13 protein-coding genes are annotated in these 15,365 nt (G+C 54.9%); 7 read left to right on the top strand and 6 right to left on the bottom strand.

Translation table 11 applies throughout. The annotated features are described in order from the left end of the window. Positions 1-6 precede the first annotated feature (6 nt). A complete protein-coding gene (locus ABLU88_RS19245) occupies positions 7-792 on the top strand; it encodes an SDR family oxidoreductase (protein ID WP_064375155.1) in 786 nt (261 codons plus the stop codon). 164 nt (positions 793-956) lie between these two features. Here the strand turns inward: ABLU88_RS19245 and ABLU88_RS19240 are convergent, their stop codons facing one another. Then, on the bottom strand, positions 957-2,393 hold the full coding sequence (locus ABLU88_RS19240; protein WP_154920325.1) for a DHA2 family efflux MFS transporter permease subunit: 1,437 nt from the start codon (positions 2,391-2,393) through the stop codon (positions 957-959). Positions 2,394-2,557: 164 nt separating this feature from the next. Here ABLU88_RS19240 and ABLU88_RS19235 point away from each other — a divergent pair, with 164 nt between their 5' ends. Both ABLU88_RS19235 and ABLU88_RS19230 read left to right on the top strand, forming a co-directional pair. Continuing rightward, positions 2,558-3,148: a TetR/AcrR family transcriptional regulator C-terminal domain-containing protein gene (locus ABLU88_RS19235; protein ID WP_025106185.1), complete on the top strand. Its 591-nt coding sequence runs from the start codon at positions 2,558-2,560 to the stop codon at positions 3,146-3,148. 90 nt (positions 3,149-3,238) lie between these two features. Next, positions 3,239-3,601 carry a RamA family antibiotic efflux transcriptional regulator gene (locus tag ABLU88_RS19230; RefSeq protein ID WP_154920327.1) on the top strand — a complete coding sequence of 121 codons (363 nt, stop codon included), beginning with the start codon at positions 3,239-3,241 and terminating at the stop codon, positions 3,599-3,601. A 183-nt stretch (positions 3,602-3,784) separates the two neighbouring features. Here the strand turns inward: ABLU88_RS19230 and ABLU88_RS19225 are convergent, their stop codons facing one another. Next, positions 3,785-5,092, bottom strand: coding sequence for an alpha-glucosidase/alpha-galactosidase (locus tag ABLU88_RS19225; protein WP_064377365.1), 1,308 nt, complete (start codon positions 5,090-5,092; stop codon positions 3,785-3,787). 200 nt (positions 5,093-5,292) lie between these two features. Here ABLU88_RS19225 and ABLU88_RS19220 point away from each other — a divergent pair, with 200 nt between their 5' ends. The 4 genes from ABLU88_RS19220 (at position 5,293) to ABLU88_RS19205 (ending at position 11,284) form a co-directional block, all read left to right on the top strand. Beyond that, the gene (locus ABLU88_RS19220) at positions 5,293-6,132 is read left to right on the top strand and encodes an AraC family transcriptional regulator (RefSeq protein WP_046877475.1); all 840 of its coding nucleotides are present in this window, start codon (positions 5,293-5,295) and stop codon (positions 6,130-6,132) included. Positions 6,133-6,407: 275 nt separating this feature from the next. Next, positions 6,408-7,022 carry a TetR/AcrR family transcriptional regulator gene (locus ABLU88_RS19215; RefSeq protein ID WP_014838012.1) on the top strand — a complete coding sequence of 205 codons (615 nt, stop codon included), beginning with the start codon at positions 6,408-6,410 and terminating at the stop codon, positions 7,020-7,022. Between the two features lie 75 nt (positions 7,023-7,097). Continuing rightward, positions 7,098-8,207 (top strand): efflux RND transporter periplasmic adaptor subunit, encoded by a 1,110-nt coding sequence (locus tag ABLU88_RS19210; protein WP_200913724.1) that lies wholly within the window; start codon positions 7,098-7,100, stop codon positions 8,205-8,207. Beyond that, entirely contained in the window at positions 8,204-11,284 is a 3,081-nt protein-coding gene (locus ABLU88_RS19205; RefSeq protein WP_048263160.1) for an efflux RND transporter permease subunit, read from the top strand. Before ABLU88_RS19210 ends, ABLU88_RS19205 begins: the two co-directional genes overlap by 4 nt. Positions 11,285-11,475: 191 nt before the next feature. Here the strand turns inward: ABLU88_RS19205 and ABLU88_RS19200 are convergent, their stop codons facing one another. The 4 genes from ABLU88_RS19200 to ABLU88_RS19185 form a co-directional block, all read right to left on the bottom strand. After that, a complete protein-coding gene (locus tag ABLU88_RS19200) occupies positions 11,476-11,703 on the bottom strand; it encodes an aromatic amino acid transport family protein (RefSeq protein WP_277395117.1) in 228 nt (75 codons plus the stop codon). A gap of 179 nt (positions 11,704-11,882) precedes the next feature. After that, the gene (locus ABLU88_RS19195) at positions 11,883-13,112 is read right to left on the bottom strand and encodes an aminotransferase class I/II-fold pyridoxal phosphate-dependent enzyme (RefSeq protein WP_348837610.1); all 1,230 of its coding nucleotides are present in this window, start codon (positions 13,110-13,112) and stop codon (positions 11,883-11,885) included. After that, entirely contained in the window at positions 13,085-14,224 is a 1,140-nt protein-coding gene (locus ABLU88_RS19190; protein WP_048263153.1) for an MFS transporter, read from the bottom strand. The genes ABLU88_RS19195 and ABLU88_RS19190 overlap by 28 nt, the downstream gene beginning before the upstream one ends. Positions 14,225-14,268: 44 nt before the next feature. Beyond that, positions 14,269-15,171, bottom strand: coding sequence for a DMT family transporter (locus tag ABLU88_RS19185; RefSeq protein ID WP_103815028.1), 903 nt, complete (start codon positions 15,169-15,171; stop codon positions 14,269-14,271). Positions 15,172-15,365: the final 194 nt, after the last annotated feature.

Below are 15,365 nucleotides of genomic sequence, written 5' to 3'. Positions count from 1 at the left end.
GCACTTATGGATTTTCAGATACAACAACGTGTGGCGCTGGTCTGCGGTGCCGGAAGTGGTCTGGGACAGGCTATTGCCCTGTCCCTGGCGCAGGAAGGGGTGAAGGTGGCGGTCACCGGCCGCAGCGCGGAAAAACTGGCGCAAACGGTGGAACGTATCACCTTATTGGGCGGTACTGCCCGCGCCTGGCGGTTGGATCTCGCCGCCCCGGAGCAGTTTGATCGAGTGATTGCCGATATCCGCGAGCGGTGGGGCGATATCGATATTCTGGTTAACAACTCTGGTGGTCCGCCGCCCGCACCGGCGCAGGGGACGGATGGCGCCGTCTGGCAACAGCAGTTTTCAGTCATGGTCGCCTCGTTGATTCAGCTCACCGATAAACTCCTGCCCGCCATGCGCAGCCGCGGCTGGGGACGCATTATTACCACCACTTCATCCGGCGTGATAACCCCCATTCCCGGCCTCGCCCTGTCGAACGCGCTGCGCATGAGCCTGCTCGGCTGGTCGAAAACCCTCGCCAGCGAAGTGGCTGGCGACGGCGTGACGGTGAATGTGATGGTGCCAGGGCGCATCGCGACCGACCGCGTCAGTCAGCTGGATGCTTTCAAGGCGCAACGGGAAAACAGCAGTGCGGAAGCGGTCGCCGAAAAGAGTCGTCAGAGCATTCCGGCCGGGCGCTATGGCGAACCGCAGGAGTACGGCGCCGTCGCTGCGTTTCTGGCAAGCCAGCCTGCCAGCTACATTACCGGCGCGGTGATTCGGGTTGACGGGGGATTGATCGGCGCGATTTAGCCAGCGAGAGTGCGCCATGCCAGCCGGTTCGCAACGGGCTGGCATGACTGCCTATCAGCCGCTCCGAATTGTTTATTTTGCAGGCAACGAAATCCATTTCTGCAAATTTAACCAGCAGGCATTGGGAGCGGGTCTGACAGCGATTCATTTTCTGTTTAACGGGTTTATTCTTCCGGCGTTGTTAAAGTGGAATGGTTCACCATAAATAATGCGCAAAGCGCGAGCAGTACGGCCCCGCCGGTAAGTAGCCACCCGGCGTGGTGAAACGCGGCTAAGCTCCCCCGGGTATGGGCAAATCTGACGTAGCAGGCGGTCACCAGCGCCGCGCCCGCCATCGCCCCAACGCGCTGGAGGATATTCAGAACAGGTGCGGCATCAGCGACGTGACGGCTGCCAGCCATAGCCAGGCCCGCAGCCATCGCGGGCACAGTTGCCAGGGCTAAACCGAACCCTCTGACCGCTATTGCGCCCCCCACAAGCGTATAGCGACTTCCCGCATCAATCATTGTCAGTGGCAATGTGGCAAATGCCGCGAGCAAACCGCCAATGATAAGCACCGTTCGTGGCCCCAGCTTGTCAGAGAAGTAGCCGGCTACCGGAAATCCTATCGCCGAGCCGATTAACTGAGGGGTGAGAAGCAGGCCCACTTCAGCAAGCGTTACATGGCAAACGTCGCGGAAATATAAAGGAAGCAGGAACTGACCGCCAAAATTCACCGCGCCGCCGATAGCCATCAATACGGCAGATAAAGTGAAACCCCGATGCTTGAAAAGCTCGAGATGCAGTAAGGGGGACTCAATGCGCAAAGAGCGATAAATAAACAAGCAGGTGAATAGGGCGCCCACGCTGAGCATGATGACGTTCCAGCCATATTTACCACTATTCAGGCTGAGCTCTTTCATGCCTTCCATCAGCATCGGCAGGCTGCAGAAGACCAGCGCCAGTCCCAGCCAGTCCAGGGAGAGGGGCCTGTCAGTTTTTATTGTTGGACGGGGAAGCAGCTTCCATCCGGCCAGATAGGCGCACAGACAGAACGGCACCGTGATCCAAAATAATCCTCGCCATCCGCAGATTTCAAGCAGGACCGCGCCCAGCGATGTTCCCAGCAAGGGAGCAATGACGATCGCCACGCCAATCGTGCCAATCACCCGCCCCAGACGTTCGCGTCCGACGACCAGACCAAGGATCGTTTGCCCTGCCGGTACGAGTAATCCCCCTGCCAGGCCTTGCATAACTCTTGCGGCAAGCAGCACCTCAAAACGCGGGGAAAGGGCGCAAACTGCCGAAAAAATCGCAAATAAAATAAGGCCATAGAGCCAAAGCTGCGTAGCGCCAAACCGCCTGGCCGCCCATGCGCTAAGCGGAACGCCTGCCGCAAGGGCCATAAGATACGCCGTTGCTATCCATTGTATTGCCGTGTCCGTCACGCCAAGGCCGGCGGCCATCGCGGGCAGCGCCGCGCTCAGCATCGTTGATGAGAGCATCGTTGCAAACGCCCCCAGGGTGATGATGGCCGCCTGCATCCACAGCATCGGAGGTATGGCGTTTATCGGTCGCGGATGGGTTGTTTCCTTGACCCGCTTGTCTTGATTGATATTCATAAAAAGCCCCCTAAGGACGATGTGCGAAGAAATCTATCATTGATCAATAAACCTATCAATGATAGATTTATTTGCATTAAAGATTCCGCCAGGCGCTGAGTTCAGACAAAATGGCGCTTCACAGACCACTGGCCGGTTTGATGCATCAATAAAGGGGGAATATCATGGCGAAAATCCAGCGAGATCAGGTGATTGAGGCAGCATTAGCATTATTAGATGAGGTCGGCCTCGAAGCTATTACGACCCGTAAGCTGGCACAAAAACTGGGGGTGGAATCAGCGACGTTGTACTGGCATTTTAAGAACAAGGCCAGTTTACTTGAAGAAATGGCTTCCGCGGTTTTAGCCAAACACCATTCCCTGCCTGTCCCCGAAGATATTGCTGAATGGGCAAACTGGCTGGCGGATAACGCCCGTAGTTTCCGGCGCGCTCTGCTCGCCCATCGGGACGGCGCCCTGTTACATGCCGGGACATCACCGGCCCGGGTGGGAGGGGATACGTTTCGTCCCAAGGTGGCGTATCTTGCGCGCGTCGGTTTCACTGAGGCCGACGCCGCAATGATATTACTCACTCTGAGTGAATACACCCTGGGATGCGTATTAGAGGAGCAGTCCCGCTCGGGCGGTGATGGTAAGCAAATTTTATCAAAGACATCGCCAGGAAGTCCCTCTATCGAATCGCTGGTTTATCCCCATCCGGATACTGCGTTCGAATTCGGTCTGTCGTTGATAATGAAAGGGTTATTAGTGCCCTGAGCTTCACGCTGTGCCGGTGACAACATGATGTGCATACCTTACGCAAAAACTATCTTGATAAAACCGGCAGCATTCAGAAGGGGAGGCAACATGTTTATTTCCGAAACAGTGATAGCCGTCATCATTGACTGGATCGACAATAACTTACATAAACCACTGCGTATAGAACAGATAGCCCGTTATTCAGGGTATTCCAAATGGTACCTGCAGCGTTTGTTCTTGCAATATAGAGGCGAGAGCCTCGGGCGCTATATCCGTAATAAAAAACTGGACTCAGCGGCCCGCGATTTACGCGAGACCGATGAGAATATTTACAGTATTGGTTTGCGCTACGGCTATGACTCGCAGCAAACATTCACCCGATTATTTACGCGTCATTTTCATTTGCCGCCCGGTGAATATCGCAAGAAAAACAAAATAGCCTGTTACGTACCTGGTAAGGCTGAATCTTAATCTCCTTTCCGATAGCCCCGGCAAAGCCGCCGCAGAAAAATCGATGCGAAGAGATTTATCAAAAATAGAAAAACAGACAGCGCCGAAAAGACAAAACCTCCTGTTCTTTGAGTAAACATGGGGAACGGCGCGGAAAACGCCGCGCCTGGTGAGTTATCAGGAGGTAGCAGATCAGCAGAGCGATTAATGGTAGGCGGGAAGCCAGCTGCCGTGTGCTTCAATAAGTTCGTCGCACAGTTTGCGGATGTCATCGATCGACAGCTCTGCGGAAGTATGCGGGTCGAGCAGGGCGGCATGGTAGATGGCTTCGCGTTTGCGCGTCACCGCCGCTTCGATGGTCAACAGCTGAGTATTGATGTTGGTCCGGTTCAGCGCTGCCAGCTGCTCCGGCAAATTGCCGACGTAGCACGGCGTGACGCCCTGGCCATCGACCAGGCAAGGGACTTCGACGCAGGCCTCGGAAGGTAAGTTGGTAATCAGGCCGGTGTTGAGCACGTTACCGCCAATTTTGTAAGGCCGATCGGTTTCCATCGCTTCGATGATGTAAGACGCGTATTCATGGGTACGGCTGTGGGTCAGGCTGGTGTCATGGGTCAGCGCTACTTTCTGCTGCTGCCATTGGTCAATCTGTTCAATACACCGGCGCGGATATTCATCCAGCGGGATATTGAAGCGTTCAATCAGCTCCGGGTAGCTGCGTTTGATCCAGTAAGGCATATATTCGGCGTTGTGCTCTGACGATTCGGTGACGTAATAGCCGAAAGTTTTCATGATTTCATGGCGCACCATATCATCATGCTTGCCCTGCAGGGCGCTGGCCCGGCGCTTGATTTCCGGGTACAAATCCTCGCCGTGACGGCGAATGTCCAGCAGCCAGGCCATGTGATTAATACCCGCGATATGAAATTGCACGTCGTCGGTTGGCATATCCACGCTTTTCAACAGCGTTTCAGCACATACCTGAACGCTGTGGCAGAGTCCTACCGTTTTTACTTCCGTATGGCGCAGCATGGCGCCGGTTATCGTGGCCATCGGGTTGGTGTAGTTCAGCAGCCAGGCGTCCGGGCATACGGCTTCAATATCCCGTGCGAAATCAAACAGCACGGGTAGGGTGCGCAGCGCGCGGAAGATACCACCAATGCCCAGGGTATCGGCAATAGTCTGCTGCAGACCATATTTTTTCGCGATCGTGAAATCGGTGATGGTGCACGGATCGTAGCCGCCAACCTGAATAGCATTCACCACGTAATTGGCGTTTTTCAACGCCGCGCGGCGGTTCTCAACGCCAAGGTAGGCGGCGATCTTCGCTCTGCCCGCATTGGTATTGCGGTTGATATTATTCAACATGGCGAGGGATTCATTGAGACGGGCGCTGTCGATGTCGTACAGCGCAATCTCCACCTCTTTCAACGCCGGCGTCGTCATAATGTCGCCGAGTACGTTCCTGGCGAAAATGGTGCTGCCTGCGCCCATAAATGTCACTTTAATCATGGTATTTCTCCTTTCCTGCTGTTTTCACCAGGCAGAATGTACGCTGCGGCATGAACAGGAAATATGGCTAAATGTGATATTGGTATGGCGAAAAATGATGTCGCTATGAAAGTGTGAGCCAGCTCCGAATCTGGCTGAAACACGGTGACTTTACTGCAGGCATCTCTGATAACGTGGGTGAAAAAGAGAGAGCGCGACTGATGCACAAGACTTTTACCCTTAATCATACCGACAATATCGAATTGAATTTGTACCAGTACGGCGAGGAGAATTGTCATAAGGGACACCGCTTTGGCCCCGCAGTCCGCCAGCATTACCTATTTCATTATGTGATAAGTGGAACCGGCACATTTTACAGTGAGTTTGGCGCTTTTCCTGTCGGCGCCGGGGAGGGGTTTCTGATTCATCCCCATGAGGTGACAACCTACTGCGCTGATAATAGGGATCCGTGGCATTATATGTGGCTTGAGGTCGATGGGCTGATTGCCGCCAGAATTTTCGAGGAGTGTCATCTTAGCCGGCAATCTCCGGTTTATCGACCCAACCTGAATAAAGACGACTCCAGCGCCTCTGGCTACCTGCGGCAAATTGTCGAACATGGCGATGAGCATCCGCTGAAGGTGCAGGGATTGTGCTATCTCTTCTTTTCTTCGCTAATCAGCAATACGCCCGGCGAAAAGGCTTCCCTCCCTGATGACAAAACCCGGCATCTGCAAAGGGCGATCAAAAAAATTGAAAATCGCTACCACGAACATCTGACGGTTGATAGCCTGGCCGCCTATTGCAATATCAATCGCAGCTACCTCTGCCGATTGTTCAAAGGCGCCTACGGTATCGGCCCCAGGGAATACTTGCTTAATTTTCGTATGAATATCGCAGTGAGCCTGCTGAAAAACAGCGCTACGGCGATTAAAGTCGTGGGCATTTCCGTTGGCTATGAAAATCAGCTGCATTTTTCTAAAGCCTTCAGGAAGCTGTACGGCGTATCTCCGGCTAAATGGCGGCAAAAATACCTTTCTGAACAGCAGGCGCCGACTTGACGTCCGCCTGATATTTAACTCTGCGTTGAGGTTGAGTTAAGCAGTCATCCACGGAGCCGATGCTTTTGTTGGCAAAGGATTTTGTCTGGTACAATTTTGCTCGGGGAGCATCCGAATCTGGCCCAACAGCGTATGTCGCCTGACGCGGACGCTCCGGGCAGGTGCCGTCACCTGTGAGGATGATATTGCGCGATCCTGAAACAAGTCGAAATCGTGACTTAATTCTAAAATGGTCACTGGTTGTCAATCAAGGCGCATCACGCTAAGCTGAAAAAATGACTAAGAATATGAACGTCCCATCATCACGCGGCCCGCTCGATCACAGCGTCCGGGAGCAAATCGTCGACGCCGCCTTTGAGCATTTCGGGCATTACGGCTATGAAAAAACCACCGTGGCGGAGCTGGCTAAATCTATCGGTTTTTCAAAATCTTATATCTATAAGTTTTTCGAATCCAAACAGGCTATCGGCGAAGTGATCTGCGCTAACCGCCTGGAAATGATCATGGCCGCGGTACTCTCAGCGGTGGCTGACGCGCCGTCAGCCAGCGAAAAATTACGCCGCCTCTTCCGGGCGCTCACCGAAGCGGGGAGCGAACTCTTTTTTCACGATCGTAAACTCTACGATATTGCCGCCGTCGCCTCGCGGGAGAAGTGGCCTTCAACAGAAAGGTATGCGGAACGGCTGTTAAAGCTGATTGAGAGCATTCTTGTCGAAGGCAGGCAGGCCGGGGAGTTCGAAAGGAAAACCCCCCTTGATGAAGCCACTTATGCGATATATATGGTGATGTGCCCCTTCATAAATCCTGTTCAACTGCAGTTTAATCTCGAAACGGCCCCAACGGCGGCGGTTCTTCTCTCATCGCTGATTTTAAGAAGCCTGGCCCCCTGATTTGTGACCATTGACTTTATTGGTCACTAGTCTGAGAATGCGGAAACCATCCTGTTATTTGATTAAGGGTTTCCCATGCTCAGGCTTCATTCAGCCCGCTTTGCCGCTTGTCTTCTGCCGTTGGCCCTCGTGGCCTGCGGTGATAACGCCTCGAGTGACGATCCGCGCACCCAGCCGCCGCTCGTCAGATCAGCATCCGTAGAACTCGCGCACGATACCTCTCGCACCTATACCGGCGTGGTGGTGGCAAGAACGCAAAGCGATCTTGGTTTTAGAGTGCAGGGTAAGATCCTTGAACGCTTTGTTGATACTGGCCAGAGCGTTAAGCGCGGTCAGCCGCTGATGCGGCTGGATCCCGCCGACCTGAAGCTGCAGGCCGTGGCTCAGCAACAGGCCGTTGACGCCGCCAGGGCGCGCGCGCGAAAAGCCATCAGCGATGAGGCGCGCTACCGTGGCCTCGTTGGCGCTGGCGCAGTCTCCGCCTCGGAGTATGACCAGATTAAAGCGGCGGCAGATTCCGCGAAAGCGGATCTCAGCGCAGCCCAGGCGCAGGCAAACGTGGCGCAAAATGCCACGGGCTATGCCGTGCTGCTGGCCGACTCTGACGGCGTGGTGATGGAGACGCTTGCCGAACCCGGTCAGGTTGTCAGTGCCGGGCAGGCGGTGATCCGGCTGGCCAGAGCGGGGCAGCGTGAGGCGCTGGTACAGCTGCCGGAGACGCTGCGCCCCGCCATCGGCAGCGAAGCGCTGGCGACGCGCTATGGCGACGAAACGCAGCCCGTCGCCGCAAAACTGCGCCTGCTTTCCGATGCCGCCGATGCCACCACCCGTACCTTTGAGGCGCGGTACGTGCTGGAAGGCCCGTTAGCCAACGCGCCGCTGGGGGCGACAGTAACGCTGCACATCAAAAAACAGAGTGGGGAAAGCCAGGTCATGCAGGTGCCGCTGGCCGCGCTTTATGATGCGGGCAAGGGACCGGGCGTCTGGCGGATCTCCGCGCAGCCAGCCAGGGTCGCATGGCAGCCCGTCAAGGTGCTGAGCGTGGGCGAGGAGGCGGCGCAGGTAACGGGCGAGGTGAAGCCCGGTGAGAAGATCGTTGCGCTAGGGGCGCATCTTCTGCACGAGGGCGAGGCTGTCCGCCTGGCCGGGCAACCGGATACGGCCCGGACGGGGGACAAACCATGAGCCAGGGCCGCTTTAACCTGTCAGCGCTTGCGGTGCGCGAGCGCTCGGTCACGCTGTTTTTAATTATTCTGGTGACCATCGCCGGTATTTACGCCTTTTTTGGCCTCGGGCGAGCGGAGGATCCCCCCTTTACGGTTAAGCAAATGACGGTTATCACCGTCTGGCCCGGCGCGACCGCGCAGGAGATGCAGGATCAGGTGGCTGAGCCGCTGGAAAAACGCCTGCAGGAGCTCAAATGGTATGACCGCACGGAAACCTATACCCGGCCCGGCATGGCCTTTATCACGCTCTCACTCCAGGACAATACGCCGCCATCACAGGTGCAGGAAGAGTTCTACCAGGCGCGGAAGAAGCTTGGCGATGAAAGCAGAAACCTCCCCGCCGGCGTGACGGGGCCGATGATAAATGATGAATTTGCCGACGTCACTTTCGCCCTGTTTGCGCTGAAAGCGAAAGGAGAACCGCAGCGCCTGCTGGTCCGCGATGCCGAAACGTTACGCCAGCAGCTCCTGCACGTCCCGGGGGTCAAGAAAGTCAATATTATCGGCGAACAGGCCGAACGGATTTATATCTCCTTCTCCCATGAGCGTCTGGCTACCATGGGGCTCTCGCCGCAGGATATTTTCAATGCGCTGAATAACCAGAACGCATTAACCGCGGCAGGTTCAATTGAAACGCGCGGCGCGCAGATCTTTATCCGCCTCGATGGCGCTTTCGATGAATTGCAGAAGATCCGCGATACGCCATTTATTGCTCAGGGTAAAACGCTCAAGCTGTCCGACGTGGCAACGGTAGAACGCGGTTATGAAGATCCGCCCACTTTGCAGATTCGTAATCAACATGAACCGGCGCTGCTGCTGGGGATCGTGATGCGTGAAGGCTGGAATGGGCTGGCGTTGGGTAAAGCGCTGGATGCCGAAACGGCAAAAATCAATGCCAGTATGCCGCTGGGGATGACCCTGACGAAAGTCACCGATCAGTCCGTGAATATCAGCGCCGCAGTCGATGAGTTTATGATCAAATTCTTCGTCGCCCTGCTCGTGGTGATGGTGGTCTGTTTTGTCAGCATGGGGTGGCGCGTGGGGGTCGTGGTCGCGGCGGCGGTTCCCCTGACGCTGGCGGTTGTTTTTTTGGTGATGGAGGCCGCCGGTATCAACTTTGACCGCGTGACGCTGGGCTCCCTGATTCTTGCGCTGGGCTTACTGGTTGACGACGCGATAATCGCCATCGAAATGATGGTGGTGAAAATGGAGGAGGGCTACGACAGAATCAAAGCCTCCGCCTACGCCTGGAGCCATACCGCCGCGCCCATGCTGGCCGGTACCCTGGTCACGGCTATCGGCTTTATGCCGAATGGTTTCGCCCAGTCCACCGCCGGGGAATACACCAGCAATATGTTCTGGATTGTCGGCCTCGCCCTGATTGCCTCATGGCTGGTCGCCGTTGTTTTCACCCCTTATCTGGGGGTGAAAATGCTGCCGGATATCGCAAAGGTAGAAGGGGGGCATACCGCCATCTATGACACGCCGCGCTATAACCGCTTTCGCCGCCTGCTGACCCGCGTTATCGCCAGGAAATGGCTGGTGGCCGGTTCCGTCATTGCGCTTTTCGCGCTGGCGGTCATGGGGATGGGGCTGGTGAAAAAACAGTTTTTCCCCACCTCTGACCGCCCGGAAGTGCTCGTTGAAGTGCAGATGCCCTATGGCACCTCGATTGAGCAGACCAGCGCGGCAACGGCCAAAATAGAGGACTGGTTGGAAAAACAGCCGGAAGCCAGGATAGTTACCGCCTACATTGGCCAGGGTTCACCGCGTTTTTACCTGGCGATGGCCCCCGAACTTCCCGACCCGTCGTTTGCCAAAATAGTGATATTGACGGACAGCCAGGCATCACGCGATGCGCTCAAATTGCGGCTGCGGCAAGCCGTGGCCAGCGGACTGGCGCCTGAAGCACGCGTTCGCGTGACGCAACTGGTGTTTGGCCCGTATTCCCCTTTCCCGGTCGCCTGGCGAGTGATGGGGCCGGATACCGATACGCTGCGCGACATCGCGGACCGGGTTAAGGGCGTGCTGCAGGCAAGCCCGATGATGAGGACCGTCAACACCGACTGGGGATCGCGCGTGCCGACACTGCATTTCACCCTCGATCAGGACCGTCTACAGGCAACCGGCTTAACGTCCAATGCCGTTGCTCAGCAGCTCCAGTTCCTGCTATCGGGCATTCCCATCACCGCCGTGCGGGAAGATATTCGCTCGGTGCAGGTGACGGGGCGCGCCGCGGGGGATATACGTCTGGATCCGGCCAAAATTGAGGGGTTTAGCCTGGTCGGCAATGCGGGCCAGCGCATCCCGCTCGCGCAAATCGGGAAGGTGGAGGTCAGAATGGAAGATCCTTTACTGCGTCGCCGCGACAGAACGCCCACGATTACCGTGCGGGGGGATATTGCCGACAATCTTCAGCCGCCGGACGTTTCCGCCTCCATCATGAAACAGCTGCAGCCGATTGTGGACTCGCTTCCGCCAGGGTACCGCATCGAAATGGCGGGGTCGATTGAGGAATCGGCTAAAGCCACCCGGGCGATGGCGCCGCTGTTCCCCATCATGATCGCCCTGACGCTGCTGATCATCATTGTGCAGGTGCGCTCAATGTCGGCCATGGTTATGGTATTTCTTACCGCTCCGCTCGGGCTTGTCGGCGTGGTTCCCGCGCTGCTGCTTTTCAATCAGCCATTTGGTATCAACGCCCTCGTCGGGCTGATTGCGCTTTCGGGCATTCTGATGCGTAATACGCTGATTCTTATCGGGCAGATTCACCATAATGAGAAAGAAGGTCTCGATCCGTACCATGCGGTCATCGAAGCGACGGTGCAGAGAGCCAGGCCCGTCTTACTGACGGCCATGGCCGCCGTTCTGGCGTTCATTCCTCTGACCCATTCGGTGTTCTGGGGGACGCTCGCCTATACCCTGATTGGCGGGACGTTGGGGGGAACCGTCATGACGCTGGTGTTCTTGCCCGCGATGTATGCGATCTGGTTCAGGATCCGTCCTGAAGCCCGGCGCCATGCTGAACAACATTAAGGCGCTCGCCTGCCTGCTCAACGAGCGCCTGGCGTGACCGTCCGAAAGCAGAGAAAAGCGCCGCAGTCCGCGGCGCTTTTCATCACGCCTGAATATAGCGATGAATATTGGCTCCCATGGTGTATTGTTCGGCTGTCAGATTGGTAAAACCGGGAGTTTTTGAATATTCGGGTTATCCCGGTTCTTTTTTATTAAAGAAAAGCGTAAATCATCCGTAGCCAGAGTATGGCTCCAACGGCAATAATCATTTTCAGGATGAAGTTACTTGCCGGGAAAAAATATACCGCCGGCAGTGCGGAACGCCTGGCCTTAATGAGTAAATAAGGCGGCAATAATATACTCCACAGCACCAGCGAGATGCCGGCAAAGGCCAGGGCAGACAAAAATCCTTGCGGGGCAAATACAGGCCAGCGCGGCAGGAAAATAGGTCAAAATATGGCCAGCGGGCGTGAGCCCCGGCGGTTAATTTTGTTCAGCATATCCTCGAGATAATCACTCAAACCGATTGAGGCTGACATTAGAGAGGCTAAAACGGCAATACATCCAAAAGAGACCAGCATCCGTAGGCGGCCTGCCGAAGCAGGCCGGCAGCAGCTATTTATTTCGTGGCTTCAGCCAATGATTCTCTGAAGTTTTTATGGAAGTCGTCGATTTGCCCGCTCTCGTGGAGCGCCGACAATGCGCAGCGCAGAATGGCGTGCCCTTCTTCAACGGTTGGATACATCGCCACGGTCGTCGCGAAGCCGCGATCGTGCAGTTTTTTGCACATCGTGATGGCGAGATCTTCGTTACCAATCAGGATCCCCCGAATCGGCATCGTCGTACCCCGGTTAACGATGTCGATCTTGCCGAAAACTTCGTCAAAATAGCGAATGACGTTCTGAAGCTTCTCCTGGCGGGCAGCGACGGTGCCGTCCAGGTGGAGATCGGCGGCGGCTACGCAGGCGGCAATTCCAGGCAATGAAGGCGGCCCACCAAAGGCGTAGGTTGTGCCGTAGGTCTTAATAAATTTGATGGTCTCAGCGTCGCGACAGGCGATAAATCCGCCGTGTGAGCCAAAGGCTTTAGATAGCGAGCCGGCGATAATAATACGTTCGTCAAGCCGATGGCCGAGGCATGACATAACGTATCCGGAACCGTACTCTCCGTAGATGGAGGTGCCGTGCGCATCGTCTATATACGCGTAGCCGTCATACTGATGCGCCAGGCGGACAATATGCGCGACGGGGGCGACGCCGCCCATTGAGCCTACGCTGTCTGATACCGAGATCGGCGTTAATCCCTGGCTGGCTGCATAGCGAAAAGCCTCTTCAATCCGCGCCTTATCCTGAAAATCAATTCTGACGACTTCCCCAAACTGCTGTAAAAGCCCGCGGTTGATCTGCAACGTCGCGTGCGCGGTCTTCTCCATAATAAAATAGGTTTTTTTGCTGAACGTAAAATGCGGCAGCGTCCCGGATGCCAGCAGCGGCAGCACTGCGATATGGCAAGGGGTCACGGCGTTAAACGTCAGAGTATGAGCCCCATGCATGATGTCGTTCAGTCGTGCTTCCAGCTGCGGGAACAGATCGACTTTTACCCGCGTTCTGGCGACAGAAACCTGCACGCCAAAACGCTCAATGGCGTCGACAACCGCTTTTTTCAGCGCCGGGTGAGTCTCTAGCCCAAGATAAGAGCATGAGACAAATTCCACCATTTTTCTGCCATCTTCGAGGGTGATGACCTTGCCGTCCCTTTTTACCGCGACCAGTTCATTAATATGTTCAGAGAATACCCGGGTCTGATATTTTAGCGACCTGTCTATTTTCCTTTTTTGCCAGTTTTCCATTGCGTTACCTTCATTGTCGTGACTACCAGAAGAGACAGAATTGCCAGCGTTAACGTGCTTGCACCGAGGGTTCTGTCAAACCCCATACCGGTATCCGTTAGTTTTACGGCGAAATAGCTGATGGCGCCGGCGCTCACCGTTTGAATAAATCCGGTGACGGACGCCGCAATACCTGTTTTGCTGCCTTTGATTTGCAGTGCGATAAAATTCGCGCTCGGGTAATAGGCGCCAAGGGTGAGGTTAAAAATCATCGAGCCGGCGATGCATAATAGTAATGAGTGGCTGCCGATAATAAATGGGGTAACCGCCAGCGCATTCAGGATAAATAAAGTCCACGGGTTAATTATTCGCTCGAATTTGGCGATCTGATTGCCAATAATAAAAAATAATACGGAAGCAGAAAAGAGCAGCGAGTAGTGCATGGTGCTTAGCCCCAGCTGCTGCATAAAAATGGCCGGCGACAGCGAGATATAGCAAAACAGCGAACTCAGAATCAGCGAAACCAGCAGCGTACCCTGAATAAATGCCGGGGTGATAAACCCGGAAGAGGAGGGCGCCGCGGCCGCATCATGCTGCTTAAGGCGACGCGGAGAGAGCACAAGGGTGACGACGCTAAACAGGGCCATAACCAGGAATATCCAATTCCAGCTCAGATAGCCGAGGAGCGCGGCGCCGGCCAGCGGCGCAATAAGAGGAACCACCGCGCTGGCGGAAGAAATATCGGAAAGCGCGCGCTTGAGCGTTAGCGGGGAGAACGTCTCTTTAGCGATAGCTTTAGACAGGACCGGCCCGGCGCCGGCGCCCAGGGCCTGTAATGCCCTGCCGGCCAACAGCATCATTAAACTATCGGACATAAAACAGAGGAGGCTGCCCGCGAGGAAAAGCAAAAAGCTGGCCGTCAGTACGCGTAATTTACCCAGCTTTTCGCCAAGAAATCCTGATAATAACTGGCTCGCCGCGTATATCACCAGAAAACCACTAATGGTTAACTGAATAGCCGAATAATCGGTAGTAAACGCTTTTTGTAATAGGGGCAGCGCGGGCACGATCATATCTGTCGCCAGCGCGGAAACCGATGCGGCGAGAATAAGGTATAAGTATATCCTGAGCATGTTAAACTCTTCGGTGAATATGGGTTAAAACGTTAGATTATTATTTATGAATACGCCGCTGCTTTTTTAGCGACTGAGCAAATCGCGATTCCGGTCAAAATTAATAGCGAGCTCAGTAAATGATAGAGATGCGGCTGGGTATGTAAAAACACAATGCTTAATATGCCGCCGGAAAGCGGAATAATATGGGTATAAATCTCACCGCGAGTCGCGCCAATAGCCGCGATGCCTTTATTCCAGAACAGGTAGGCCAGCCACGAGGGGAAAATCACCAGATACGCCAGTCCAGTAAGGAAAGCGATATCGTGGTAGGCGGCGAATGAGGTGGCGGGGTGCAGCCACAGCCAGAAAATCACCACCGGAAGCAGAATAAGGGCACCAAGAAGCGAACTGACGGCGACGAAAGCATTGGCGGGGATACGACGATCTTTGTTACGCAACAGCGAGCAGTATACTGCCCAGCTTAGCGCCGAGCCCATTGCCCACAGATCGCCCTGGCTAAACCCTTTTAGCCCCTCTGCGTTGCTCAGGTTGCCATGCAGCAGGAGCAGCAGCACCCCTGCGGTACTAAAGATCACGCCCCACCAGTTCCGCGCCGATACCCGGTCATGGAAAATCAGGCGATTAATCATCAGCACCATACAGGGGGTCGCAGACATGTAAATCGCTGCGTTCAGCGCAGACGTCGACTGCAGACCAATATAGAGGGTTAAGGGAAAGCTCACCTGTCCACACAGCGTTAGAACCAGCAGCGTTGCGCCATTCTGGCGGAACAACGGCCGACTGTCGCGGATTTGCCGCTGATACAGCAATACCAGCAGTAGTGCGGTCAACGCCCATCTCGCTTCGGTCATGAGAATCGGATCCGCGCCCTGAACGAGAATATGCCCTACGACATAATTCCCTCCCCAAAACAGGGCCGCCAGCGTGAGTAACAGGTAAGGCATGCTCATTCCTTGCATCGCTTAGAACTGTACTAAATGGTAACTTTATTTTTTTTAATATATCAATTAAATTTTATGGTTATTGGAGGATTTTATTATTTTTTTATTTTAAATCATGCGTTTAAAAATTAGTTACCTGTGTGCAAAAAATCTGATTGCAGCATATTTGTCTGTACGATAACGTATACATACCATGC

The organism is Klebsiella sp. GW_Kp182 (genome assembly GCF_040062275.1).
GTDB classification, from domain to species: Bacteria; Pseudomonadota; Gammaproteobacteria; order Enterobacterales; family Enterobacteriaceae; genus Klebsiella; species Klebsiella michiganensis.
Note: the sequence above shows the minus strand (reverse complement) of the source record. Positions and strands in the feature narration are given on the sequence as shown.

Excerpts from the sequence above, each read along its gene's own strand:
- ABLU88_RS19245 (WP_064375155.1), top strand. The coding sequence starts at position 7 with ATGGATTTTCAGATACAACAACGTGTGGCGCTGGTCTGCGGTGCCGGA.
- ABLU88_RS19240 (WP_154920325.1), bottom strand. The coding sequence starts at position 2,393 with ATGAATATCAATCAAGACAAGCGGGTCAAGGAAACAACCCATCCGCGA.
- ABLU88_RS19235 (WP_025106185.1), top strand. The coding sequence starts at position 2,558 with ATGGCGAAAATCCAGCGAGATCAGGTGATTGAGGCAGCATTAGCATTA.
- ABLU88_RS19230 (WP_154920327.1), top strand. The coding sequence starts at position 3,239 with ATGTTTATTTCCGAAACAGTGATAGCCGTCATCATTGACTGGATCGAC.
- ABLU88_RS19225 (WP_064377365.1), bottom strand. The coding sequence starts at position 5,092 with ATGATTAAAGTGACATTTATGGGCGCAGGCAGCACCATTTTCGCCAGG.
- ABLU88_RS19220 (WP_046877475.1), top strand. The coding sequence starts at position 5,293 with ATGCACAAGACTTTTACCCTTAATCATACCGACAATATCGAATTGAAT.
- ABLU88_RS19215 (WP_014838012.1), top strand. The coding sequence starts at position 6,408 with ATGACTAAGAATATGAACGTCCCATCATCACGCGGCCCGCTCGATCAC.
- ABLU88_RS19210 (WP_200913724.1), top strand. The coding sequence starts at position 7,098 with ATGCTCAGGCTTCATTCAGCCCGCTTTGCCGCTTGTCTTCTGCCGTTG.
- ABLU88_RS19205 (WP_048263160.1), top strand. The coding sequence starts at position 8,204 with ATGAGCCAGGGCCGCTTTAACCTGTCAGCGCTTGCGGTGCGCGAGCGC.
- ABLU88_RS19195 (WP_348837610.1), bottom strand. The coding sequence starts at position 13,112 with ATGGAAAACTGGCAAAAAAGGAAAATAGACAGGTCGCTAAAATATCAG.
- ABLU88_RS19190 (WP_048263153.1), bottom strand. The coding sequence starts at position 14,224 with ATGCTCAGGATATACTTATACCTTATTCTCGCCGCATCGGTTTCCGCG.
- ABLU88_RS19185 (WP_103815028.1), bottom strand. The coding sequence starts at position 15,171 with ATGCCTTACCTGTTACTCACGCTGGCGGCCCTGTTTTGGGGAGGGAAT.